22 protein-coding genes are annotated in these 24116 nt (G+C 34.0%); 18 read left to right on the plus strand and 4 right to left on the minus strand.

Annotation, left to right across the window (positions count from 1 at the left end):
* Positions 1 to 450 precede the first annotated feature (450 nt).
* The 9 genes from HMPREF2846_RS08290 (at position 451) to fumC (ending at position 9466) form a co-directional block, all read left to right on the plus strand.
* Positions 451 to 1509 (plus strand): PTS sugar transporter subunit IIC, encoded by a 1059-nt coding sequence (locus tag HMPREF2846_RS08290; protein ID WP_070626416.1) that lies wholly within the window; start codon positions 451 to 453, stop codon positions 1507 to 1509.
* 148 nt (positions 1510 to 1657) lie between these two features.
* Positions 1658 to 3133 (plus strand): ABC transporter substrate-binding protein/permease, encoded by a 1476-nt coding sequence (locus HMPREF2846_RS08295; protein WP_002481301.1) that lies wholly within the window; start codon positions 1658 to 1660, stop codon positions 3131 to 3133.
* The gene (locus HMPREF2846_RS08300) at positions 3126 to 3848 is read left to right on the plus strand and encodes an amino acid ABC transporter ATP-binding protein (protein ID WP_002481300.1); all 723 of its coding nucleotides are present in this window, start codon (positions 3126 to 3128) and stop codon (positions 3846 to 3848) included. The genes HMPREF2846_RS08295 and HMPREF2846_RS08300 overlap by 8 nt, the downstream gene beginning before the upstream one ends.
* A gap of 294 nt (positions 3849 to 4142) precedes the next feature.
* On the plus strand, positions 4143 to 4895 hold the full coding sequence (gene argB / locus HMPREF2846_RS08305; RefSeq protein ID WP_070626417.1) for an acetylglutamate kinase: 753 nt from the start codon (positions 4143 to 4145) through the stop codon (positions 4893 to 4895).
* A gap of 122 nt (positions 4896 to 5017) precedes the next feature.
* A complete protein-coding gene (gene queG, locus HMPREF2846_RS08310; RefSeq protein ID WP_070626418.1) occupies positions 5018 to 6142 on the plus strand; it encodes a tRNA epoxyqueuosine(34) reductase QueG in 1125 nt (374 codons plus the stop codon).
* Positions 6143 to 6147: 5 nt separating this feature from the next.
* Positions 6148 to 6618, plus strand: a complete 471-nt coding sequence (gene trmL / locus HMPREF2846_RS08315) for a tRNA (uridine(34)/cytosine(34)/5-carboxymethylaminomethyluridine(34)-2'-O)-methyltransferase TrmL (RefSeq protein ID WP_002481297.1) — start codon at positions 6148 to 6150, stop codon at positions 6616 to 6618.
* Positions 6619 to 6774: 156 nt separating this feature from the next.
* Positions 6775 to 7374 carry a 6-phosphogluconolactonase gene (locus tag HMPREF2846_RS08320; RefSeq protein ID WP_002481296.1) on the plus strand — a complete coding sequence of 200 codons (600 nt, stop codon included), beginning with the start codon at positions 6775 to 6777 and terminating at the stop codon, positions 7372 to 7374.
* A gap of 132 nt (positions 7375 to 7506) precedes the next feature.
* Positions 7507 to 7920, plus strand: coding sequence for a hypothetical protein (locus tag HMPREF2846_RS08325; RefSeq protein ID WP_002481295.1), 414 nt, complete (start codon positions 7507 to 7509; stop codon positions 7918 to 7920).
* 157 nt (positions 7921 to 8077) lie between these two features.
* Positions 8078 to 9466 (plus strand): class II fumarate hydratase, encoded by a 1389-nt coding sequence (fumC, locus tag HMPREF2846_RS08330; protein ID WP_070626419.1) that lies wholly within the window; start codon positions 8078 to 8080, stop codon positions 9464 to 9466.
* A gap of 64 nt (positions 9467 to 9530) precedes the next feature.
* On the opposite strand, the gene HMPREF2846_RS08335 is transcribed toward fumC, so the two are convergent.
* Complete coding sequence (locus HMPREF2846_RS08335; RefSeq protein ID WP_070626420.1) at positions 9531 to 10358, minus strand: RluA family pseudouridine synthase; 828 nt, start codon at positions 10356 to 10358, stop codon at positions 9531 to 9533.
* A 136-nt stretch (positions 10359 to 10494) separates the two neighbouring features.
* Here HMPREF2846_RS08335 and HMPREF2846_RS08340 point away from each other — a divergent pair, with 136 nt between their 5' ends.
* From HMPREF2846_RS08340 to yhaM, 9 genes are all read left to right on the plus strand, one after another.
* Positions 10495 to 11649: a GAF domain-containing sensor histidine kinase gene (locus HMPREF2846_RS08340; RefSeq protein WP_070626421.1), complete on the plus strand. Its 1155-nt coding sequence runs from the start codon at positions 10495 to 10497 to the stop codon at positions 11647 to 11649.
* Complete coding sequence (locus HMPREF2846_RS08345) at positions 11624 to 12250, plus strand: response regulator (protein WP_023016258.1); 627 nt, start codon at positions 11624 to 11626, stop codon at positions 12248 to 12250. The genes HMPREF2846_RS08340 and HMPREF2846_RS08345 overlap by 26 nt, the downstream gene beginning before the upstream one ends.
* 145 nt (positions 12251 to 12395) lie before the next feature.
* Positions 12396 to 13670 (plus strand): dicarboxylate/amino acid:cation symporter, encoded by a 1275-nt coding sequence (locus HMPREF2846_RS08350; protein ID WP_070626422.1) that lies wholly within the window; start codon positions 12396 to 12398, stop codon positions 13668 to 13670.
* 408 nt (positions 13671 to 14078) lie between these two features.
* Positions 14079 to 14543, plus strand: coding sequence for an XRE family transcriptional regulator XdrA (locus HMPREF2846_RS08355; RefSeq protein WP_002481289.1), 465 nt, complete (start codon positions 14079 to 14081; stop codon positions 14541 to 14543).
* Positions 14544 to 14741: 198 nt separating this feature from the next.
* Entirely contained in the window at positions 14742 to 15872 is a 1131-nt protein-coding gene (locus HMPREF2846_RS08360; protein WP_070626423.1) for a DUF445 domain-containing protein, read from the plus strand.
* 131 nt (positions 15873 to 16003) lie between these two features.
* A complete protein-coding gene (locus HMPREF2846_RS08365; RefSeq protein WP_002481287.1) occupies positions 16004 to 16357 on the plus strand; it encodes a YlbF/YmcA family competence regulator in 354 nt (117 codons plus the stop codon).
* 183 nt (positions 16358 to 16540) lie between these two features.
* A complete protein-coding gene (locus HMPREF2846_RS08370) occupies positions 16541 to 17731 on the plus strand; it encodes a metallophosphoesterase family protein (RefSeq protein WP_002481286.1) in 1191 nt (396 codons plus the stop codon).
* Positions 17728 to 20664, plus strand: coding sequence for an AAA family ATPase (locus HMPREF2846_RS08375; protein WP_070626424.1), 2937 nt, complete (start codon positions 17728 to 17730; stop codon positions 20662 to 20664). Before HMPREF2846_RS08370 ends, HMPREF2846_RS08375 begins: the two co-directional genes overlap by 4 nt.
* On the plus strand, positions 20661 to 21602 hold the full coding sequence (gene yhaM, locus HMPREF2846_RS08380; RefSeq protein WP_023016255.1) for a 3'-5' exoribonuclease YhaM: 942 nt from the start codon (positions 20661 to 20663) through the stop codon (positions 21600 to 21602). Before HMPREF2846_RS08375 ends, yhaM begins: the two co-directional genes overlap by 4 nt.
* Positions 21603 to 21669: 67 nt before the next feature.
* On the opposite strand, the gene HMPREF2846_RS08385 is transcribed toward yhaM, so the two are convergent.
* The 3 genes from HMPREF2846_RS08385 to HMPREF2846_RS08395 all read right to left on the minus strand — a co-directional run bounded on the left by HMPREF2846_RS08385 (position 21670) and on the right by HMPREF2846_RS08395 (position 24077).
* On the minus strand, positions 21670 to 22629 hold the full coding sequence (locus HMPREF2846_RS08385) for a peptidylprolyl isomerase PrsA (protein ID WP_002481283.1): 960 nt from the start codon (positions 22627 to 22629) through the stop codon (positions 21670 to 21672).
* Positions 22630 to 22787: 158 nt separating this feature from the next.
* On the minus strand, positions 22788 to 23354 hold the full coding sequence (locus HMPREF2846_RS08390) for a DUF3267 domain-containing protein (protein ID WP_070626425.1): 567 nt from the start codon (positions 23352 to 23354) through the stop codon (positions 22788 to 22790).
* Positions 23355 to 23606: 252 nt separating this feature from the next.
* Positions 23607 to 24077: a hypothetical protein gene (locus HMPREF2846_RS08395; RefSeq protein WP_070626426.1), complete on the minus strand. Its 471-nt coding sequence runs from the start codon at positions 24075 to 24077 to the stop codon at positions 23607 to 23609.
* Between the last annotated feature and the right edge of the window lie 39 nt (positions 24078 to 24116).

Genomic DNA, 24116 nt, shown 5'->3' on the forward strand with positions numbered 1-24116 from the left:
TTTGCTCACCAGTCCTATTTGACAGAGAGCCATATAATTTTGGTCACGTTATGGAAACTTATAGTATTGTTAATAGATATTTTGATCATAGTTATTGATTATAAATAACTGGTTATATTTAAAGGCTTTACATTGACTGTTTCAAACTTTTCCTTAAAGCAATGACTATATTGACGTAAAGTAATATCTGTTGATGTATAGTCTGGACTTTTAAGATATTCAAGAATTACCTTGTTTATTCCATTCTAGAAGTGAAGTTGTTTTTAATTATCTGATACAAAAATTTAAAAAGTTATATAGAAAGCGCATTAACTATACTTATTAAATATATGATTTGATATCCATATGTAACTTTATGTTACCTTTGTTCCGTTTTTCGTATTGTTGCTTTGATAGAATTATTATAGAATAAAAGCAATAGTTAAAGAACGGAGGATAAATTTACATCTTATGGCTAAATCAGAGTTAAACACAAAAGTATTTTTTAGTAGCATATTGAATGCGGTAGGAGCAGGCGTTGTAGTTGCTTTGTTACCGAACGCATTACTAGGTGAAATCCTTAAGTTTTTCATGAATGGAAATCATTATTTAGAATTAATTTTTCAAATCGTTATAGCAATACAATCTTTTATGGCGTTTATTATAGGTGTCTTAGCGGCACATCAATTTAAATTCAGCGGTCCGTCTGCTGTCATGATGGGGACTTCTGCAATGATAGGTTCTGGTGCAGTACAATTCACTTCGAAAGGCTTAGCTTTAAAAGGTATTGGGGATATTATCAATATCATTATCGTTGTGATGATTGCATGTGTGCTTGTATTGCTTTTAAGTGGTAAATTAGGTTCACTTGAAATGATCATTTTACCTGTAGTGATTCCTGTCGTTTCTGGTTTTATCGGTTTAATGATTTTACCATTTGTATCTCATATCACTAAAGCATTAGGTGCGATGATTCATTCATTTACGGAATTAAATCCATTATTGATGAGTATCTTAATCGCAATGACTTATGCTTTGTTAATGGTTACGCCAATTTCATTGGTAGCGATTGCGACTGCCATTTCGTTATCAGGCTTAGGCAGTGGTGCAGCAAACTTAGGTATCGTTGCAGCATGTGTAACATTCATTTGGGGCTCGTTGCCAGTCAATAAAGCAGGTGTCAATATCGTATTGATCATTGGTGCAGCTAAAATGATGATTCCTGTATATTTCAAACATTTGATTATCGCAGTACCATTAGCTTTAAATGGTTTAGTTGCTGGTCTTGTAGCATACTTTATCGGCATCCAAGGAACACCAATGTCAGCAGGATTTGGCTATACAGGACTTGTAGGCCCGATCAATGCGTTTAACCGAATGGAAGGCGATTCATTTACAAATATTGTATTATTAGCATTCGGTTACTTTATCATCCCATTTGTTTCTGGTTTTATTATCCATCAAGTATGTAAGAGAATTTTACCAGGTTATAACAATGAAATTTATAAATTTGATATACCTAAACAATAAATCTTTGGCCTTGTTCAAATCCGAACAAGGCTATTTTTATGCAGTTTTTTATATGAGTAACTCAAGTTTTCAGAAAATTTAAAAATACCTATTGCATATTGATACAATTATATGTATAATAATTCCATAAGTTAAGGAGGACATCGCTATGATACAACATAAAGCATTAAACATAATTAAAGTATTCATATGTACGGTATTTTTACTCGGCATCATTTTACCGCTATTTAATTTAAAGGCAAATGCTGAGGCACAAGACCCCGTATGGGAAAAGATTAAACAAAGAGGGGAATTAAGAGTAGGACTATCTGCTGACTATGCGCCATATGAATTCGAATCTTCGAAAAATGGAAAACGAGAATATGTCGGCATTGACGTTGAATTAGCTAAGAAAATTGCTGAAGACAATCATCTAAAGCTAAAAATTGAAAACATGTCATTTGATAGTTTACTAGGTGCTTTGAAAACAGGAAAAATCGATATGATTATTTCTGGAATGACACCAACACCAGAACGTAAAAAAGAAGTAGACTTCTCAGATTTTTATATGAAGTCTGGACAATCCATCATTGTTAAAAAAACTGAGATCGATAAATATAAATCATTACGTGATTTTGACAATAAAAGAATCGCAGCACAAAAACAAACGACTCAAGAGCAGTTAGCAAAAACAGAAATCGAAAATGCTGATGTTCACTCATTAACACGTCTACCAGAAGCAATCATGTCTTTAAAAAGCGGCAAAGTAGATGGTGCAATTATTGAAAGACCTGTAGCAGAGGCTTACTTACAACAAAATCCTGAATTAGGATTTGCGAAAGTTAAATTCCATGAACCTGATAAAGATAATTCAATTGCGATACCTAAAAATGCGCCGGTATTACTAGCGCAAGTAAACAAATCAGTTAAAGATGTAAAAGATCAAAACTTGATTCCGAAATATAAAGATATCGCAGCACAATCTATGGAAGAAGAAGGAAACTTCTTTACTAAGTACGGTTCATTCTTTTTAACAGGTATTAAAAATACAATTTTAATTTCTATAGTCGGTGTAGTATTTGGTGCTTTATTTGGCGCATTCTTCGCTTTAATGAAATTAAGTTCAATAAAACCTTTAAAATGGTTAGCTTCTGTATACATTGAATTTATCAGAGGTACACCATTACTTGTACAAGTATTCTTAGTGTTCTTCGGTACAACTGCTGTATTGGGTTGGGATATCTCAGCGCTAATTTGCGGTATGATTGCGATGGTTATCAACTGTGCTGCATATATTGCAGAAATAATTAGAGCGGGTATTAACGCTGTTGATAAAGGCCAAACAGAAGCAGCCAGAAGTTTAGGTTTAAGCTATGGCCAAACAATGAAAACAATTATTTTACCTCAAGCAATTAAAAATATTTTACCAGCATTAGGTAATGAGTTTGTGACAGTTATTAAAGAATCATCTATTGTGTCAGTTATCGGTGTCAGTGAGATTATGTTTAATGCCCAAGTTGTCCAAGGTGCATCTTTTGATCCATTTACGCCATTACTTGTAGCAGCAATTCTTTACTTTGTATTGACCTTTGTATTATCAAGAGTCATGAACTTCTTTGAAGGGAGAATGAAAGTCAGTGATTAATATTAAACATTTAAAGAAAAACTTCGGCAGTAATGAAGTTTTAAAAGACATTGAACTAGAAATTAACGCAGGAGAAGTAGTGGCGATTATAGGACCATCTGGTGGAGGTAAAAGTACTTTATTAAGATGTATTAATCTTTTAGAGCAACCAGATGGCGGAGAAATTAACTTTGAAGGTACTAATATTTTAGGTAAAGATGTGAAAGTAAATGAATTACGCCAAAAAATGGGCATGGTTTTTCAAAACTTCAATTTATTTCCGCATAAAACCGTCTTAGAGAATATCATGTTAGCACCGAAGTTACTAAAACATACAGATTCAACAAGTTTAAAACAAGAAGCACAAGAACTTTTAGATAAAGTAGGTTTATCAGATAAAGGAAATAGTTATCCAGCACAATTATCAGGAGGTCAGAAACAAAGAGTTGCGATTGCTAGAGCGTTGGCAATGCATCCAGATGTATTACTCTTTGATGAACCGACTTCTGCACTTGATCCAGAAGTAGTTGGAGATGTGCTTCAAGTTATGAAAGAACTTGCGAAAGAAGGCATGACTATGGTTGTGGTAACACACGAAATGCAGTTTGCGCGTGATGTCAGTGACAAAGTGGTATTTATGGCAGATGGCATTGTAGCTGAAGCAGGTACGCCTTCACAAATTTTCGGTAATCCGCAAAATGAAAGAACTCAACAATTTTTAAAACGTGTATTATAACGAACAACAAGCAGCCATGATGATGAATATAACGTTATTGTTTAGAGCAATGACCCTTTTAAACTAAAATAGTTATTTCATCATCTTCTTGCTGTGATGCTTAAATATATGCATCACTTTATAAAACATATCATCCAGTAAAAGACACATTTCTATACCTCTATTATAAAGATATTATGTTTACTGATTAACAAAAATCAAAATAGAATATGGCGTTAACTTTTTAAACCAGTTTAAAAGATATGTATAGGTATATGTCATTCAACTAGAGAAAGGGATAAAAGTGATTGATTCATGAAATTCATTGTTATAAAAATCAGTGGTAGTATTATCAATCAATTAGCATCTACGACATTTAAACAAATTGCTGATTTTAGAAGTAACGGACTGTATCCAATTATTGTGCATGATGGCGATCCAAAGGTAAATGAAGCATTAAAAGAAAATGGTATTGAAGCGGAATATATCAATGGCATTAGGAAAATCAATCTTCCAACCTTAAATATTATAGCCAATACTTTATTATGCAAAGTCAATGTTGACGTAGTGGAAGAAGCAAATAAAGTTGCACAAGATTTCATTGGCATTAACGGGGCGTATTTTCCAATATTTGATTGTCGTCCTATTTCTAAAGAACTAGGTTTCGTAGCCGAACCAGAAAATATCAATCGAGAAGTGTTTCAACAACTTTGCACGAATTATATTCCAGTCGTTGCTTCTATCGGTCGCTATCATAATCAATTTTATAGTATTAATGCAGAAACACTTGCTTATAAAATTGCCGCAACATTACAATCACCTTTAATCATTTTAAGTGATATACCAGGTGTACAAAATCAAGGTGAGGTTATTTCTGATATTCAACTTTCTGAATTAGACAAATTAATCAACTCTAAGATGATTAGTGATGATATGATTCCAAAGTTGAAAGACGCATCGAAAGCACTTAGTGCAGGCGTTAAAGAAATCGTGATTGCGCCAGGTTATGAAGAGAATATTATGAGACAGTATTTTGATGGACAACCCGTCGGCACAAAAATTTATTAATAATTATCAACAAGCTGATATCTACAGAAAGGTATCAGCTTTAATTTTTGAAGAAAATTTAACTTGTATCTATGTATTGTGTGTTAAAATACAAAATGGATCATGGATATGGAGGCATTATGGTGGATAATAAACAATTAAAAAAAGATATTATTGAATATGCCCATCAAATCGGGATAGACAGTATCGGTTTTACAACTGCTGATCCATTTGATGAGCTTAAACAAAAGTTAGTGGACTATCATGCCAAAGGATATGCATCTGGTTTTGAGGAATCAGATATTGAATTAAGAGTGAATCCTAAGTTGTCTATGCCGACTGCAAGATCCATTATTGCTATCGCAGTAGGTTACCCAAACAAATTGAAGGGTGTACCGAAAAGTGTTCGAGGCGATCGTAGAGGGATGTTTGCGCGTGCTTCATGGGGACAGGATTATCATACAATCATGCGAAAACGCTTGGATAAATTAGGTGAGTATATCAAGTCACGCGTACCTGATGTAGAAATGTTATCTATGGTAGATACAGGTGTATTATCAGATCGTGCTGTGGCTGAACGTGCCGGATTAGGTTTTACAGGAAGAAATGGCTTTGTTATCAATCCTGACTTAGGGACATGGACCTATTTAGGTGAAATGTTAGTCAGTATTCCATTTGAGCCAGACGACCCATTGCTCGACAGTTGTGGAGACTGTACGATTTGTGTTGACCGTTGTCCAACTGGTGCATTAGTTGGGAACGGACAATTAAACAGTCAGAAATGTATTTCATTCCTGACCCAAACAAAAGGTTATTTACCAGATGAATATCGCTATAAAATCGGCAATCGATTATATGGTTGCGATACGTGTCAGCAAGTGTGTCCTAAAAATAGGGGGATTAACACAGAACACGATGATATCGTTTTAGAACCTGAAATATTAAAACCACGTTTAATTCCTTTACTACAAATGAGTAATAAAGAATTTAAGAATACGTATGGACATTTAGCAGGTGCTTGGAGAGGTAAGAAACCAATTCAACGTAATGCGATTATCGCATTAGCACACTTTAATGAAACAGCTGCATTGCCAGAACTAAAAGAAGTAGCGTTAAATGATCCAAGACCGATGATTCGGGCAACTGCTTACTGGGCAATTGGCCAAATTGCAGGTGAGGATGAACGTGATTTTATCGAAGCACATCTCGCCGATGAATTAGATGAAGTACAAGAAGAAATGTTAAAAGGATTAGAAAAGAGGAATTAAGTAACATGACAAACCATGTCGTATTATATCAACCCCAAATTCCTGCAAATACAGGGAACATAGCTAGAACATGTGCAGGTACAGATGCACATTTACATCTAATTAAACCCCTAGGGTTCAGTACAGATGATAAAATGCTGAAACGTGCCGGCCTAGATTACTGGGTGCATGTGAATATTACTTATTATGAAAGTATTGAAGAGTTTTTTGAGAAAACTGATGGACATTATTATCTCATCACTAAATTCGGTCAAACGACCTTTACTGATTTTGATTATTCAAATTCTGATGAAGATCATTATTTTGTATTTGGGCGTGAAACGACAGGGTTACCAGATTGGGTAAAAGAAAAATATGCTGAAACAGCATTAAGAATTCCGATGAACGATCATATTCGTTCATTAAACCTATCTAATACAGCCGCAATCTTAGTCTATGAAGCATTGAGACAACAGAATTATCCACATTTACATTAATGGATATTTGGGTTTGAGTGAAATCAATTAATGAAACAGGTATAATAGAATTAACTATTACGTGTATCTATTGCGTTTACTTCTTTTAAGAACAGGGTAAATAATGTAGCAATCGAAGTGATATACGAACTGATAACAATTAGAGGAGTGTACATTATGGCAATGAACTTTAAGGTTTTTCCAACTGCAGATAAAGCTGCACGCTATTCTGCAGATATTATCAGAAAGACATTTAATAATAATCCGACAACAATCATGGGTGTGCATCTAGCAGATGACAACGCGCCTGTTTTAGAAGACTTAAAACAAAACGTGTTGCGTCACCCAGTTGATTTCAGTCAAATCAACATTTTAGATTATGATGACAACAAATCATACTACCAAACACTTGGTGTACCAGATTCACAAGTTTATGAATTATCATATAACGATGGTGTCGTTGATTTTATCGAAGAAAACATTAAGTCTAAAGAAAATAAAGCTAAATTCACATTACAAGTTTTAACTATTAATGATAAAGGCAATCTAGATGTTGCGGTAAAATCAGGTGTAATGCCTGCTCGTGAAGTTATTTTAGTTGTCACTGGTGCTGAAAAAGCTGACTTAGTGAACAAATTATATAACGAAAACGGCAACTCAAGCTATGTACCATCTGATTTAAAAGCACACCGTATGGTGAATGTTATTTTAGATGAAGCAGCAGCAGCTGGTTTACCAGAGGATGTGCGTCAGTACTTCACTGAACGCTTCGCTTAAGCTGAATAATGCATTATCAATAAATCCGAGTTATGTTGATGAATTGAAACATAACTCGGATTTTAATTTGTATTCAGAGTGTATTTCCTTTATTATTTTGTTGAATGAGTAATTTCAGAAAGGAACATTTCCATGCAAAATCTACATAAACATTGGAAACTCTTAATGTTAGCTACTGTAATTTTTGGATTGTTATCTATCAAAGGTTTTCCAATTGCGTTAGGCGCACTATATTTACCAGTACTCTTTCGTGTAGTCAAACTACAAATGAATTTATCTGAAGGATTAGTAAGTCAACGAGATCCGCAAATGTTTATCAAGAGTAACCAAAAAGGTGTCATTATCAGTGTGATTTGTTGTATTGCGATTACATTTATTTTATTTAAGCCTTTAGGTGATTTTTATAACAGTTTAACGGGATTTTTAGGAACATTGATTAACATCAGTCCTATTTTATTAGTAATCAGTATTATTTTATATATTTTAACTGCTGTTGCGGTTATTAAAGCTGTTAAACTTCACTTTAAAAGTGTTGAAACTAAATAATATGTATATATAAGGAGTCTAGCTCACTAGGCTCTTTTTTTAATATGTTTTTAAGTCATAGTCAGACATGAAAGCGTTAACTATATAGAGATTTAATTTAAAAACATTTAATGCTATACTTATGATAAATACCAATCATAAAGGGGAGACAAGTCAAATGTCAGTAAGAATTGAACATGATACATTCGGAGAAATTGAAGTACCTGGTGATAAGTTCTGGGGTGCACAAACTGAAAGAAGTAAACGTAATTTCCCAGTAGGTAAAGAGCGTATGCCGATTGAAGTGGTATACGGCTTTGCACAATTAAAACGTGCAGCAGCATTAGCTAACTTTGAATTAGGTAAATTAAGTGAAGCGAAAAAAGACGCAATTGTCTTTGCGTGCGATCGTGTAATTAAAGGGGAACTCGATGAACACTTCCCACTTGTTGTATGGCAAACAGGAAGCGGAACGCAAAGTAATATGAACGTCAACGAAGTAGTCAGCTATGTAGCTAACGATTGCTTGAAAAAACATGGCAGTGAAGAAACAGTACATCCAAATGATGACGTGAATAAATCACAAAGTTCTAATGATACTTTCCCAACTGCAATGCATGTTGCGTTATATCATGAAATTGAAGCAAACCTAGAACCAGCATTAAAACAATTACGTGATACATTTGCGAAAAAAGAAAAAGATTTCCATGACATTATCAAAATTGGTCGTACACATTTACAAGATGCGACACCAATTCGCTTAGGTCAAGAAATCAGTGGTTGGCGTTATATGCTTGATAAATGCGACCAATTATTAGGTGAATCTAAAGCGCATTTATTAAGTTTAGCAATCGGCGGTACTGCAGTAGGTACAGGTATTAACGCACACCCTAAATTCGGTGATATGGTTGCTGCGAATATTAAAGAAAATACAGGCTATCCATTTGTATCTTCTGAAAATAAATTCCATGCATTAACAGTACATGATGAAGTGGTTCAATTGCATGGTTCATTAAAAGCTTTAGCAGCTGATTTAATGAAAATCGCAAATGACATTCGTTGGTTAGCATCTGGTCCAAGAGCTGGATTAGCTGAAATCAGCATTCCTGAGAACGAACCAGGTTCTTCAATCATGCCTGGTAAAGTTAACCCGACACAATGTGAAATGTTAACAATGGTTTCTGTACAAGTAATGGGTAACGATACAGTAGTTGGCATTGCCGCTTCTCAAGGTAACTTTGAACTAAACGTATTCAAACCAGTAATCATGGACAACACATTACAATCTATCTATTTACTCGCAGACGGTATGCGTACATTTGATGAAAACTGTGCGCAAGGTATTGAACCAATCGAAGAAAATATCGATCAGTATCTAAACCGTTCATTAATGTTAGTAACTGCTTTAAACCCACATATCGGTTATGAAAAAGCAGCTAAAATTGCGAAAAACGCACACAAACAAGGTATTACACTAAAACAATCAGCTATTGATTCTGGCTATTTAACAGAAGAACAATTTGATGAGTGGATCAAACCAGAAAACATGGTTGAACCAAAAGAATAATCAATTATCAAAAGATAAATTAAAATTAAGTAAACAAAAATGGAGAGGGCATTTGCCTTCTCCATTATTTTTTGTCATCCAATGAAACAGAAATCTTTTCTTTCGTTAACGGATGTACAAATTCAATTTTATGACTGTGTAAACGTAATTGACGTAATTTAGAATCACCATATAAAGGATCTCCGATAACTGGATGGCCGATTGCGGCTAAATGTACACGGATTTGATGTGTACGTCCTGTGTCCAATTTAATATCCAGTTCACATTCATTTTCTTTTAACATACGTGCATCTAAGATATGAGTGATGGCTTGTTGACCCGTCGGTGAAACACGTCTGCGGTTAGGATGGAACTTGTCTTTACCGATAGGTTTATCGATAGTTTGCGGTTTAAGCGGTAGTAAGCTTCTAACTACTGCTTTATAAATTCGTGATATTTGATTTTCCTCTAACATGCGATCTAGTAATTTTTTCATCAATGGATTTTTCGCCACAATCAGTAAACCGACTGTTTCTTGGTCTAGGCGATGAATAGGTTCTGCATAATCACTATCAAGTGTATATATGACATGATTCATCAATGTATTGCTTTCTTTTAAGTCGTTAGGATGTGTTTTTACCCCTTTAGGCTTTTTGATTATCGCAATGTCTGCGTCTTCATAATAGACATCTGCGTAACGATAACTTGGTAAATAATTACTTGTTTCATCTGGAGTCGGGACAAACACTTGATCTCCTTGTTGCACTTTTGCTGAAAGCTGTGCAGGTTCTTGATTAATGGTAATGGCTTTTGACATATTTAATTGATGCAGTTCTTTCTTCGGTAATTTCACATCTTGGAAAATTTCTCTTAATGTATAGCCGTTATATTGTTCAGGTACTTTAAATTCCATAACTTCCTCCTCGATTATTACTTAATATCATAACATATTCTGCGTTGTGATAGTTGCGTGTGCAAGTGGAATGCTATCGTTATAGAGATTGAATCGGTATAATAAAAATAGATTATAGATAAGAGAGGTGAACACTGTGGTTAAACCGACACGTTTGGCATTATTAAAAGAAATTGCAGAATATCTGAATGAAGAAACAGAAATTTATACTATGATGCATGGCGCATTAAAGCTGCTCATTGAAGGCAGTGCATTTACAACAGGCTGGATTTTCTTCATCAATGAAGCCGGAGAACATGAAATGGCAGCTGATTACCAATTACCACGTTCTTTAACGAAACATGATTGCCAAAGTATGCGAGAAGGCACTTGTTGGTGTGTACAAGCTTATCACAGTGAAAAGTTGATGAAAGCCTCTAATATTATTCATTGTTCAAGAATCAGTGCCGCAAATCAAGAATACGCTGATGAATCTGGAGGCATTACACATCATGCGACAGTTCCGCTACGTTCAGGTAATGAACGATTTGGTTTATTAAATGTAGCTTCTCCTGATACAGTAAAGTATTCAGAAGAAGATTTAGAACTATTAGAATCTGTTGCATTTCAAATCGGTTCTACGATTAAGCGTATTGAATTAACGAATAAAGAGAAAGAAGCGGCACGTTTGAATGAACGAAACCGACTGGCACGTGATTTACATGACTCTGTCAATCAGATGTTATTTTCATTGAAGCTGACTGCACATGCAGCACATGGTATGACAGAAGAACCTGTAGCGAAAAAAGCTTTCGAAACAATTGAGACTACAAGTCAGCAGGCTGTAAATGAAATGAGAGCTTTGATTTGGCAGCTAAAACCAATCGGGTTAGAACATGGTCTAGTGAGTGCATTGAAACAATACAGTCATTTAATTGGCATTCAGCCAGACATAGAAGTAGAAGGCCTTATTGACTTGTCTAGCAGTGTTGAAGAGCATAGTTATCGTATATTGCAAGAAGCGATGAATAATATTAAAAAGCATGCACAAACGAATCATGCACATGTACTCTTGCATCAACATGAAAATAAGTTTGATATGGTAATCTCAGATAAGGGCGCTGGTTTTAATCCTGACTGGAATGACCAAACCTCCCATGGTATTTATAATATGCGTCAACGTATCAAACAAATACAAGGAAAAATGGAGATAAATTCTAAATTGGGACAAGGGACAACAATACGCTTAAGTGTACCATTGACTCAAACAGAGAAGGAGACAAAACATGAATCAAGTCGTTTTGATAGATGATCATTACATTGTACGTCAAGGTTTGGAATTTTTGATTTCAACCATTGATGATTTAGCTGTACAAGGTTCTTTTGCGAACGGCAAGGCATTTATAGCTGAATTAGAACAAAGTGGACAACATCCTGATATTGTACTGCTTGATTTAGTAATGCCTGAGATGAATGGTATTGAAGTGACAGAATATCTTAAATCACATTATCCTGAAATCAAAATATTAGTGTTAACCAGTTATGCGGATGATGAACATGTGATTTCAGCAATTAATAAAGGGGCAGACGGATATGAAATGAAAGATGTCGAGCCTGAGCAACTAATTACATCTATACATAAAGTTTTGCAAGGAGAAAAAATCATACACCCTGAAGTACAAAAAGTGATGGAAGATGTAGCGAAAAAACCGCATCATGTCAATAAACTCTCTAATCGTGAAAAAGACGTCTTAAAAGAAATGGCAAAAGGTAAAACGAACCGCGAAATCGCTGAAGCTTTATATGTCTCTGAAAAAACGATTAAAACACATGTCAGTCACATTTTCTCTAAATTACAAGTCAGTGACCGTACACAAGCTGCTATTTATGCAATGGAAAATAAACTTATCTAATTCAACATTAAACGTATTTGAAAGGTTAGTCTAATAACTTTCATATACGTTTTTTTATTTTGTGAAAAACAGCACAATAAAATGTATATTTACTATTTATGTAAAATTAGACTATAATAGAACTATACAAAGGGGGATGAGACATATGAAGAGTAAAAAGTTAACAATGAACATTGTCATTGCACTTGTAGCAGGGATTATTATCGGATCCATTTGCGACATTTATGCAGACACAAGTTTAGTAAAAGGGGGAGACCAATATTTCTTTAACACAGTAGGTCAAATATTTCTAAACTTAATCTTTATGCTCGTAGTACCAGTCGTATTTGTATCGATTGTATTAGGGGTAGTTGGTGTCGGTGATCCGAAATTATTAGGCGGTATCGGCTTAAAAACACTAGTGTTTTTCTTATGTACGACAGCGATTGCGATTACAATTGCGATTGTATTGGCATTAGTGGTAAAACCAGGTGCAGGCCATTCAGACTTAATGAAAAGTACCGAGGTAGCTTCATATCAAAAAACGTTAGATAAACAAAGTGAAGGGGCAGAAGCACCGGCAAATCAAACTTTTGATCAAACTTTAATCAATCTGTTTCCAAAAAATCCAATTGAATCGATGACTCAAGGTAATATGTTGCAAGTGATTACGTTCTCGATTTTTATTGGAATCGGGATGATGGTATTAGGTGATAAAGCTTTAGTCGTCCGACAGTTTTTTGAACAATTTAACGAGATACTGATGTATATTATTTCAATGATTATGCGTGTGTTTGCGCCGATTGGAACGTTCTGTTTAGTAGCACATGCATTTACAGGAGCTGGACTTGGTGCAATCAAACAACTAGGTTTATACTTCATTGTTGTATTAGCTGCTTTAATTCTACATTTCTTCTTAATTTATGGCGGTACAATCAAATTTATCGCTAAAGACAGCCCAATCAAATTCTTTAAAGGATTTATTCCAGCGATTACGATTGGTTTCGGCGGTTCAAGTTCTAATGCGGCACTGCCAGTTTCAATGGAATGTACCAAGAAAATGGGGGTACGACCAGCTATTGCGTCGTTTGTACAACCGCTTGGTGCAACTATCAATATGGATGGTACGGCAATCATGCAGGGGGTTGCAACCGTCTTTATCGCACAAATTTCAGGTGCGCAACTAACAATCTTACAAATTTTAACAGTGATTGTGATTGCGGTCATTGCAAGTATCGGTACAGCAGGGGTGCCAGGTGTAGGGTTAATTATGTTAGCAATGGTACTTACAGCTGTTGATTTAAATCCTGCCGCAATTGGTATTATTATTGGTATTGACCGACTCTTAGACATGACACGTACAGCTGTAAATATTACAGGGGATGCAGCATGTGCGTTTATGATTTCTAAGCAAGAAGATAGAAAAGCAATCAGTTCATAGTATATGACAGGGGATTGAGATGTTCTAGCAACGTCTCGGTCTTTTTTTTATTTTGTGAAAATATGACTTAACTGTGAAAAGAATATTTCTACTTTAAGGTAAAATTAACTTAAAATGTAAAAATCACTTGAAATATCGCGAATTTTCGCCATAATAGAATAAGGGTATAAAACCACCAGATCAAGCGTAACCAATTCCGTTAAAATGTAAGGAATTGGCAAATATATAACTTATGACGTGTTTGATTATTTAGACAATTTCGGCTTTATCAAAATACGTCATAAAAGCAAAATTCGCTCTTTTAATTTTTCGCATTTTGTATTAAGATGTAATTTGTGTTTCAAGAATTGTGTATTATTGCAATTTCTTGCGTACGGAAAGATTACACAATAGAAAGGTAGAGTAATAATGGACAGACAAAGTTTTACAGATTTAATTCAAACTAAGTTCAAGATGGTGAGAATAGAAGCGGGCTACACTCAAGATACGATGGCTCAAACAATCGGACTATCAAAGAAAACACTCGTACAAATTGAGAAAGAACGCGTTTTACCAAATTGGACTACATGTGTTTCAATTTGCGCTTTATTCAGAGACTCTGATGTCTTAAATAGTACTTTTGGATGTGACCCCCTTGAAATCGTCCAAACAATTTCTAGAAATCACTGTGCATATCCTAAACATGCCACAACAAGTGATATCTACTGGAATACATTAGATTCTAAAAATGGATTTATCCTGCAAAGTAATAAAGTCAGTGAAATCTACCGTGTATTAAATCAAAACAAACAACCTATATTTGGTACTTCTAAATTAAGAGAAGCTGAAACATATTTCGGAAGAATCTCTAAAGATGAATTAGTACATGCTTAATTCAATACGATAAATAAGTGATAACAGAATCTCTAATAGAGGTTGATACACTTTTTATCCCATGTATGACTTTACTTAAAAGATTGATGGCGTTATTCCATCAATCTTTTTTTGCTTTTAGAAACATCTGAATTGTGAATGTAAAGAGATATATTGTAATATTAAACCTACGAGTGATTGAAAAGGAGATAAAAAATTATGCACGCATTTTTCGTCATATTATTTATGATTGTAATTGGCGCAATTATTGGCGGTGTTACGAATATCATTGCGATTAAAATGTTATTCCATCCGCAAAAAGCTTATCATATCGGAAAGTGGCGTATTCCATTTACACCTGGATTAGTACCTAAACGTAGAGAAGAAATCGCGAATAAAATTGGTCGCGTTATTGAAGAACATTTAATTACTGAAGCACTGATTAAAGAAAAAATCAGTTCAGCGAGTGCAAGACAAGCAATTGAAGGATTTATTTCACAGCAAATCAATAAACTAAGCAGTGATCGTGCAACTTTGCAAAACTTTGCGCAATCATTAGATATAGATTTTGAAACAGCAGCGCAGCAAAAGGTTCAGCAACTGATTGAAGATAAGTTGCAACAATACTATCAAGCACATGGTCAATCCGAATTGCGCACTTTAATACCTGAAGCATTGGAAGCGGAGATAGATGAGAAAGTCGAAAGTTTAACACCATTACTGTGTGATCGTGCACGCATCTATTTGTCTTCTCAAAAAGGGGAACAAGATATCTATAATATGTTAGATACTTTCTTTGAGGAGAAAGGTAAAATTGTCGGCTTGCTTGAGATGTTTATGACAAGAGCGAGCATTGCTGAGCGTATTCAAGTGGAATTGATTCGTTTAACAAATCATCCGAAAGCACGTCAAATTGCAGCACAGTTGATTAGAAATGAATACCAAACATTAAAAGGTAAACACTTGAATCAAGTCTTATCACAAGCGCAATTTACAAATATCAAAGATAAAATGACTCCAATTATGATGGCGTATATCGATATCCCTCATAAAGCGAACCAACCAATTTCTGAATTAGCACCTGGCTTAGTACAGTATGCTCAAGCACATGCAGCAAGCTTTATTACCGATTTAATTGTAAATAAAGCAGCGGAGCATATTTCATCAATTATGAAACAAGTCAATTTAAGTGCGATTGTTGAAGAACAAATCAATTCATTCGACTTAGACTATATTGAACGTTTGATTATTGAAATTGCGAATAAGGAATTAAAATTAATCATGATGCTCGGATTCTTACTCGGAGGAATTATTGGTTGTTTCCAAGGTATTATTGCATTATTCGTTTAAAATGAATCGTGTTGGGAATGTGATTAGTGGCAGTTAATAAGAAATTGGGTAAATGTTTCGACACTGTTATATATTTATGTTATGTTTATTGACGACGTAGTAAAACAATAACTTATAGGAGTGAATTTGAAATGGCAGTAGATTTAAAAGAACAAGCACAAAAATTAGAAGAGGCTTTAAGAGAAAGCAATGAGTATCAAGCAATTAAAGATGCTTATGACAAAGTTAAAGCTAACGAAGAATCTAAAAAGTTATTCGATGAGTTCCGTGAAACACAATTGAAATTCCAACAAATGCAAATGCAAGGACAACAAATCGAAGAAGAAGACTTACAAAAAGCTCAAGAGCAAGCACAAGCAATTGAAAAAGACGAAAACATTGCTGAATTAATGCAAGCTGAACAACAAATGAGCCAAGTTTTCCAAGAAATCAACCAAATCATCGTAAAACCTTTAGATGAAGTTTACGCTGAAGGCGAACAATAATAATTAGACATTTTAACTGTCGGGTGACTTCACCCGGCAGTTTTTTCATGTTTTTGTTATCTGTGTTCTTTAGACGCATAGCAGACGACTATGGTAAAATAAGATGATACTTTGATTACAAATCAATTGAATTTACATAATTTATATAGAATTTGGATTATATGAAAAAGGAGCTTACTATATATGGTGAAATTTATTCATTGTGCAGATTTACACCTAGATAGCCCGTTTAAAACGCATAGCCATTTAAGTGAAAACATTTATGAAGATGTGAAAAAGAGTACGTATGAAAGTTTTAAGACACTTGTCAATTTCGCATTACAAGAAGAAGTTGATTTTATCGTCATAGCCGGTGATGTCTTTGATGACCATAACCGTACGTTAAGAGCTGAAGTATTTTTAAAAGAACAATTTGAACGCTTAAAGAAAGAGCAGATATTTGTGTATATGTGTCATGGAAATCATGATCCGCTATCAGATAGTGTTGTAACAGACTGGCCAGAAAATGTTTCAGTGTTTGATAAAAATGTTGAGACGTATCAAACCATTACAAAGAATGGTGAAAAGATTTTATTACATGGTTTCAGTTATCAAGATCATGCAAGTTACGAAAACAAATTAGATGAGTATCCTTCTAGCCAAGGAGAGAAAGGCCTGCATATTGGTGTACTGCATGGTACCTATAGCAAATCCTCTACGAAGCACCGTTATACTGAATTTCGATTAGAAGATTTAAACTCTAAACTTTATCATTACTGGGCACTCGGCCATATTCATGAACGTCAACAAATTAATGATATGCCACCGACGTACTATCCTGGTAATATACAAGGCCGTCATTTCAATGAAATGGGAGATAAAGGTTTTCTACTTGTAGAAGGGGATGAATTTAAATTAAATGTTGAATTTGTACCTTCACATTTTATTCGTTTTGATGAAATTAAAATTGAAACAAAACAAACAACAAAGCAAGGCATTTATGATGTGGTACAAAAATTTAAAAATCAAGTCAGAAAACAAGGTAAAGCTATCTATAGAGTTTATTTAGAGATTGATAGCGATGAGCCTGTGTCTTCTCAAGATTTAATGCAAGTGGAAGCAATGTTGAAAGAATACGAAGAAAATGAAAATAACTTTGTGTTTATTGAATCTTTAATTGTTTCTTATAAAGATGATGACACAAGACCACTTGAGCATGAATTTTCTCAAGAATTGAAAGCTGATGACGCAATTTTTACAAATGCGATGAGTGATCTTTACCTAAATCCTAAAGCAACTAAGTTTTTAGATAACTATGATGACTTTGATAAGGTAGAATTGATTAATCGTGCAGAAGCATTGCTTAAGTCAGGTTTAAGAGGTGAGCAATCATGAAGATTTTAGCATTAGATATTTATGGTTATGGTAAGTTCGTTGAAAGAACAATTAAATTTAATAAGTCATTAACACAAATATATGGTGAGAATGAAGCGGGTAAATCAACAATCCAAGCTTTTATCCATTCAATTTTATTCGGCTTTCCGACTAAAAGAGAAAACGAACCGCGTTTTGAACCGAGATTAGGTAACCAATATGGCGGCAAGCTTTATTTGAAGTTAGATGATGGACAAGAAATCCAAGTTGAACGTGTGAAAGGTGCAGCGCAAGGTGATGTTAAAGTCTATCTTGAAAATGGCGGTATCCGTGATGAAGAATGGCTGCAAAATAAATTAAATTATATCGACAAGAATACATATAAAGGCATTTATTCTTTCGATGTTTTAGGTTTACAAAATATCAATCGCAATATGGATGAGAAACAACTTCAAGAATACTTGTTGCAAGCAGGTGCTTTAGGATCCACGCAATTTACAACCATGAGAGAACAATTAGAAGCACAAAAAGCAGCGTTATATAAACGTTCAGGGAAGAATCCTGTCATTAATCAGCAATTAGAGCAATTAAACGATTTACAAAACCAAATCAGAGCACATGAAAGCGAATTGGAATCTTATCATAGTCTGATTGATGAAAGAGATAAAGCTGAACGTCGTTTAGATCATCTTCAACAAAACTTGATGCAATTATCTAAGATGCATGAAGCGAAACAAAAAGAATTAGCATTATTAGATCAAGCGCAAGAATGGAAAGCACTAGAGCATGAATTGAACATCGAACCGCTAGACTTCCCAGAACAAGGGATTGAGCGATATGAAGCATCTAAAGCACGTAGAGATCAGTTGAAGAAAGATATCAGCCTACGCCAAGAAAAATTAACGCAGTTACAACAAGAAAATGAACAAATTGATGTCCCGAAACAATCTGATATCGATGCGTTAAATAATATCGCTAAACAAGAAAATGACATTAAACAAAAAGAAACACAACTACAAGCTCTGAATAAAGAGATTGAAGATAAATCAAAAGAAATCGAAGGTCTTAAATCTAATATTGGTTGGCAAGAAGATCACGATAATATAGATACTTCTGAAAGTATGAAAAGCTTCGTCAGCAAGCAAATTGCGAAGAAACAAGATCAAGCCTCATACATGACTCAATTAGAACGTACTTTAGAAGAACAACAAATAGAACAAGCAAACAACGAAGAAGAAAAGCAACAAGTTGAAGATGCACTCGTTTCTGATGAAGTATTTGAGAAGAAAAAAGAATATAATCAAAAGTCCATTGAGTTAAATGAAAAGAAAAATCTTTATCAAAAAATGAAAGAAGCTTTTGATTCAGAACAGGCTGAACGAAATCGTAAACAAAAAACAACAAGAATTATCTTTATTGTATTAGCAATTGTCAGTGCTGGCTTAGCAGTCTTCTCATTTGCGACGCAAGCACTTTTATTTGCGATTATCTTCGCTGTTGCTGCGGTAGGCTTTGTAGTAGGTGCGATTTTATTCAAGTCATCAGAAATCGGTCATAGTGAAACATTCTCTAATGAAATTTCACAATTAGAACAAGAGAATGCAGCACTCGAAGATAAATATGACTTAGACTTTGATTTAGATGATCAAGCTCGCTTGAGAAATCAACATCATAGTGTAGATAAATCTATCGGTATTTTGAATTCTAAAATTGAGTTGACTGAAGATAAGTTAGCAGAAGCACAACAAAATCATGAACGTTTTGACCAAAATATTCAGGAAGTCAAAGCTGATTTACATGTTTCAGAAAAAATGTCAGATGATTTATTGATTGACGGTATTAAAACAATCGAACGTATTCAATCGTTAAAACAATGTGTTTCTGAATTACAAGAACAACATTCTGCATTGAAATCAGAAGTTGATGCGTTCTATGATCATGCGCAAGCAGTGACAAAAAATCAAATCAGTGATTTTAAATCAGCTGCACTCTTCCATGATACAAATCGTTGGTTGAAACAAGCAGAAGAAAATCAAACAAGATGGAATCGCAATGATGAAGACATCCAACTTTTAACTAATGAACTGAAACAGTTGAATGAGCGTTTAGATGAACATAACCAATCTATTAACAGCTTATTTGATTTTGTGAAAGTTGGGGATGAGGAAGCGTATTATCGTTACCATCATCGTTATGTGACTTACAAAGATAATCACAGTAGATATCAAGATCTTAATAAATATTTAGAAAATCAAAATATGATGTACGATGAAGCATCTGATTTAAGTGATAAAACAAAAGTACAGTTAGAAGAAGAAAATAACAGATTAGCTTCACAAGTTGATGAATATAATGATAAGTATCTTACGTTACAATCAGAGGTCAGCGATTTAACTGCACAAATCAAACATATGGAAACTGATGATACATTAACGCAATTACGTCATCGTTACTATATGCTTAGAAACCAAATGAATGAAAATGCGAAAGATTGGGCAAGCCTCAGCTATTTACAAGCGTTAGTAGATGCACATATCAAACAAATTAAAGATAAGCGTTTACCACAAGTCATTGATGAAGCTACTGAAATCTTTAAACAATTGACGCATGATAATTATACGCAAGTCACATATGAAAATGAGGATGTCAGAGTTAAACATCGTAATGGTCAAATGTATCAGCCAAATGAAATCAGTCAATCAACGAAAGAAGCGTTATACATTGCCTTGCGTTTAAGTTTAATCAAAATTTTGAAACCTTATTATTCAATGCCAATCATTATCGATGATGCCTTCGTTCATTTTGACAAGCATCGTAAAGGTGCTATGATAGACTACTTGAAATCTTTATCAGCAGAATATCAAATTTTATACTTTACATGTTCAAAAGATAATAATATTCCTGCTAAACAAACAGTTATTTTAGAAAAACTAGAAGAAGGAGGCAAAAAATGAGAAATGTAGAAAAGCTTCAACCTGGAGATTCGGTAGATCATTTTTTCTTAATCCATCGAGCTGCTCAGGGTGTTACTGCGCAAGGCAAAGACTATATGACTTTGTATTTACAAGATAAAAGTGGTGAAATTGAAGCTAAAGTATGGACAGTAACAAAGCAAGATATGGAAGTCCTAAAACCAGAAACAATCATTCATGCTAAAGGCGATGTGATTAATTATCGTGGCCGTAAACAAATGAAAGTAAATCAGTTTAAATTAGCAGAACCTGCTGATGGATTATCAGCTAAAGACTTCATTGATGGTGCGCCGTTAACCCCAGATCAAATCAAAGAACAAATTGATTACTTTTTATTGGAAATTGAGAATAGTAAACTTCAACGTCTAACAAGGCATATGTTGAAAAAACATCATGACACGTTTTATGTCTTTCCAGCTGCAAGTTCCTTTCATCATAACTTTGCGAGCGGTTTAAGTTATCATGTTTTAACGATGCTGAAGATAGCTAAAAGTTTATGCGATATCTATCCGATGTTAAATAAAAGTTTGTTATATAGTGGCGTGATTTTACATGATATCGGTAAAGTTAAAGAGTTAAGCGGACCGGTTGCAACGTCATATACGGTTGAAGGTAACTTATTAGGCCATATCTCTATCGCAAGTGAAGAAGTGACAAAAGCTGCAGAAGAGTTAGGTATTGAAGGTGAAGAAGTGATGTTGCTAAAACATATGATTTTATCACATCATGGTAAACTAGAATATGGTTCACCTAAATTACCGATGCTGAAAGAAGCAGAAATTCTAACGTACATCGATAATATCGATGCTAGAATGAATATGTTTGAGAAAGCTTTCAAGAAAGCAAGAAAAGGGCAGTTCACTGAACGTTTATTTGCAATGGAAAACAGACAATTTTATAATCCAGAGAGTTTAGATTAATCTATCTCTTAACAATAAAAAGCTGAATTCCGAGTGGAATTCAGCTTTATTTTAGCTTTAAGACTTATTAAGGCGTTTGCATACCTTCGCCACCTTGAGACTGTTGTTTAAGTTTGTCAGGGTTCAAGATAGAGTCTTCGACTGCTTTTTTAATATCTCTATCTTTGAAATCAACGTTAAATTCTTTTAGTAAGTCTTTGTAAGCCTCTACTAAAATCTTAGGATCTTTTTGAACTTTATTTTGGATGATTTGTGATTTCAACTTATCTTTTTCTGATGAGAAATCAGTTGGTTGATCTGCTTTGATGATATGATAACCATAATCTGATTTAACGACATCTGAGATTTCGCCATCTTTCAATTTGAATAGTGCTTTATCAAATGGTTTTACCATTTGGCCTTTAATAACATAATCTAAGCTGCCGTCTTTTTTAGCACTTGCTTCATCCATAGATTCTTTTTTAGCGATTTCTCCGAATTTATCAGGATTTTTCTTCACTTCTTTTTGGATTTTCTCTGCTTTAGCTTTCGCTTCTTTATCACTTAAACCTTCTTTATCTTTATCATCAGATTTCACTTTGATTAAGATATGAGAAGCTTTTTTAGTGTCTTCTTTAAGCTCTTTATCAGAAACTTTAACTTTATCCATTAACATTTGTTTTTGGTAAGCTTGCAATTTCTTTTGTTCCTTATAGTCTTTAAGTGTCATACCTTGTTGTTTTAGAGCACTTTCAAATTGGTCTTTACCGCCATATTGTTTTTGCTCATCTTTGATTTGTTTATCAATTTCTTTATCATCAACTTTGTCAGCATATTTTTTCTCTAGTAATTTACCTAACAAAATTTCAAAAGAACTATTAGCGATTTGTTCTTTACCGATTTTTTTCATGACATCTTCTACTTTAACATCTCCAGCTTTAGAAGATATTAAGACGTTTTCTTTAGAATCTGTGGCATGATTCCCGCATGCACTTAATAGCACAGCACTCGCTGTAATTGGAATCATAACTTTTTTTAATGATTTCATAACGCAGTCTCCTTTTTCAAAATATAACAATGTTAATATACCATAATATGAATCTGATACAAATTCATTACTGTTGTCTTCAGACTAAAGTATTAAAAATGACATAAATAAAAGCACCTTAAACATAAAATAACATGTTCAAGGTGCTGCTTGTATCATTAATTAAAATGTGTGTCTAACGGCATATCATATTTATTTAAGATATTAAAACCTGTGCAATGTTCTTCAATATATCTGCCTTCATTTGAGAATAAGATTAATTTTAAATACATAAAGTCCATCACTGAGAAACCAGCGTTTAGTGACAGTAGGAACATGAAATAATGACCGTACTGCGGCATTAATGTTGCCATATAAATACTTGCTGCAGTAATCACGATAACTGGTACAATTAAGCATAAGCAGAATAAATATTTATTCACTGGCGTACTGACATATAAGTTATATAAAGGTATCCATGGTCGCTTAGTAAGACGTTTCTTTTTAAAGTGTTTGTAGTAGGGTGCTAAAACAATTAAATGAATGAGTTTATGAATTGGATAAAGTAATAACACCGCTATTAGAAACACGAAAAAGTACCGGTCTGTGATCTCTTTATTGGATAAAAATATCAATACTTCATAGCTGATTAAAAATGTGATAATAGTTGTGACAACAGCAATAAAAAAGATACGGGGTAAGCCAAATCTTGTATTAATGTCAATTTGACGTGAGCATAAAAACATCACGATACCTCCTCGCATTATTTATTTGTTTTTTCGTTTATTTTGGGATATTTTTTCTAAGTTCTTATCAATACTTAGGTATTATCTATCTTTCTAATGAAAGAGTCAAGTATTAATTATGAGGAAATTTTAGGCTAATTAAGTGGCATGTTTAGAAGAGGGGAGAATGCTGTAATATCGCATGTTTATGAAGTTTAAAATTTAAAAGAAAAGACCAGGACAACACGATGTTGTTCTGATCTTAAATACTCATTATTCAGCTTCAGTGTCCACTTGTTTCTTTTTAGGTTCCACTGCAGCTGTTTGATTTTGTTGTACCGTTTCACGCTGCTCTTTACCAACAGGTTGTTGTTTTGGTGTGTACGGTGTGATGTTTTTCTTATCAGGGCTTTTCGTAATGCCTTGCACCGTTTCACCGATAATTTCACCGCGTTTTTGGATATCTTGAATATTTTCTTGAATATGATTGATATTTGGTTGAATATCTTTCATAAAGTCGCTAATCAAAGTTTTAACTTCATCGACGATAGTTTTAACTTCTTGCGTACCGTCCTTGATTTGATTAACATAGCTTGAAATATTAGATGATTGTTGTTTAATTGCTTTTGTACTGTCGTCAAATTCAGTTTGGCCAGCTTTAGAACTGTTTTTATTAAAAGCAGTTACAGCAAGACCAGCAGCAGTACCAGCAACTAATCCACCTAAAATGCGAATTACTTTCATAGGTTAGTCTCCTTATTTAATGATGTTAAGTTTAGATAT

Origin of the sequence: Staphylococcus sp. HMSC056G08 (assembly GCF_001812305.1) — a bacterium.
Classification (GTDB): Bacteria; Bacillota; Bacilli; order Staphylococcales; family Staphylococcaceae; genus Staphylococcus; species Staphylococcus simulans.

Coding starts and splice junctions, on each gene's coding strand:
- HMPREF2846_RS08360 (WP_070626423.1), top strand. CDS start 14,742: ATGCACGCATTTTTCGTCATATTATTTATGATTGTAATTGGCGCAATT.
- HMPREF2846_RS08385 (WP_002481283.1), bottom strand. CDS start 22,629: ATGAAATCATTAAAAAAAGTTATGATTCCAATTACAGCGAGTGCTGTG.
- HMPREF2846_RS08320 (WP_002481296.1), top strand. CDS start 6,775: ATGGCAATGAACTTTAAGGTTTTTCCAACTGCAGATAAAGCTGCACGC.
- HMPREF2846_RS08290 (WP_070626416.1), top strand. CDS start 451: ATGGCTAAATCAGAGTTAAACACAAAAGTATTTTTTAGTAGCATATTG.
- HMPREF2846_RS08335 (WP_070626420.1), bottom strand. CDS start 10,358: ATGGAATTTAAAGTACCTGAACAATATAACGGCTATACATTAAGAGAA.
- HMPREF2846_RS08365 (WP_002481287.1), top strand. CDS start 16,004: ATGGCAGTAGATTTAAAAGAACAAGCACAAAAATTAGAAGAGGCTTTA.
- trmL (WP_002481297.1), top strand. CDS start 6,148: ATGACAAACCATGTCGTATTATATCAACCCCAAATTCCTGCAAATACA.
- HMPREF2846_RS08350 (WP_070626422.1), top strand. CDS start 12,396: ATGAAGAGTAAAAAGTTAACAATGAACATTGTCATTGCACTTGTAGCA.
- HMPREF2846_RS08375 (WP_070626424.1), top strand. CDS start 17,728: ATGAAGATTTTAGCATTAGATATTTATGGTTATGGTAAGTTCGTTGAA.
- HMPREF2846_RS08325 (WP_002481295.1), top strand. CDS start 7,507: ATGCAAAATCTACATAAACATTGGAAACTCTTAATGTTAGCTACTGTA.
- HMPREF2846_RS08295 (WP_002481301.1), top strand. CDS start 1,658: ATGATACAACATAAAGCATTAAACATAATTAAAGTATTCATATGTACG.
- yhaM (WP_023016255.1), top strand. CDS start 20,661: ATGAGAAATGTAGAAAAGCTTCAACCTGGAGATTCGGTAGATCATTTT.
- HMPREF2846_RS08370 (WP_002481286.1), top strand. CDS start 16,541: ATGGTGAAATTTATTCATTGTGCAGATTTACACCTAGATAGCCCGTTT.
- fumC (WP_070626419.1), top strand. CDS start 8,078: ATGTCAGTAAGAATTGAACATGATACATTCGGAGAAATTGAAGTACCT.
- HMPREF2846_RS08345 (WP_023016258.1), top strand. CDS start 11,624: ATGAATCAAGTCGTTTTGATAGATGATCATTACATTGTACGTCAAGGT.
- HMPREF2846_RS08355 (WP_002481289.1), top strand. CDS start 14,079: ATGGACAGACAAAGTTTTACAGATTTAATTCAAACTAAGTTCAAGATG.
- HMPREF2846_RS08395 (WP_070626426.1), bottom strand. CDS start 24,077: ATGAAAGTAATTCGCATTTTAGGTGGATTAGTTGCTGGTACTGCTGCT.
- argB (WP_070626417.1), top strand. CDS start 4,143: ATGAAATTCATTGTTATAAAAATCAGTGGTAGTATTATCAATCAATTA.
- HMPREF2846_RS08390 (WP_070626425.1), bottom strand. CDS start 23,354: ATGTTTTTATGCTCACGTCAAATTGACATTAATACAAGATTTGGCTTA.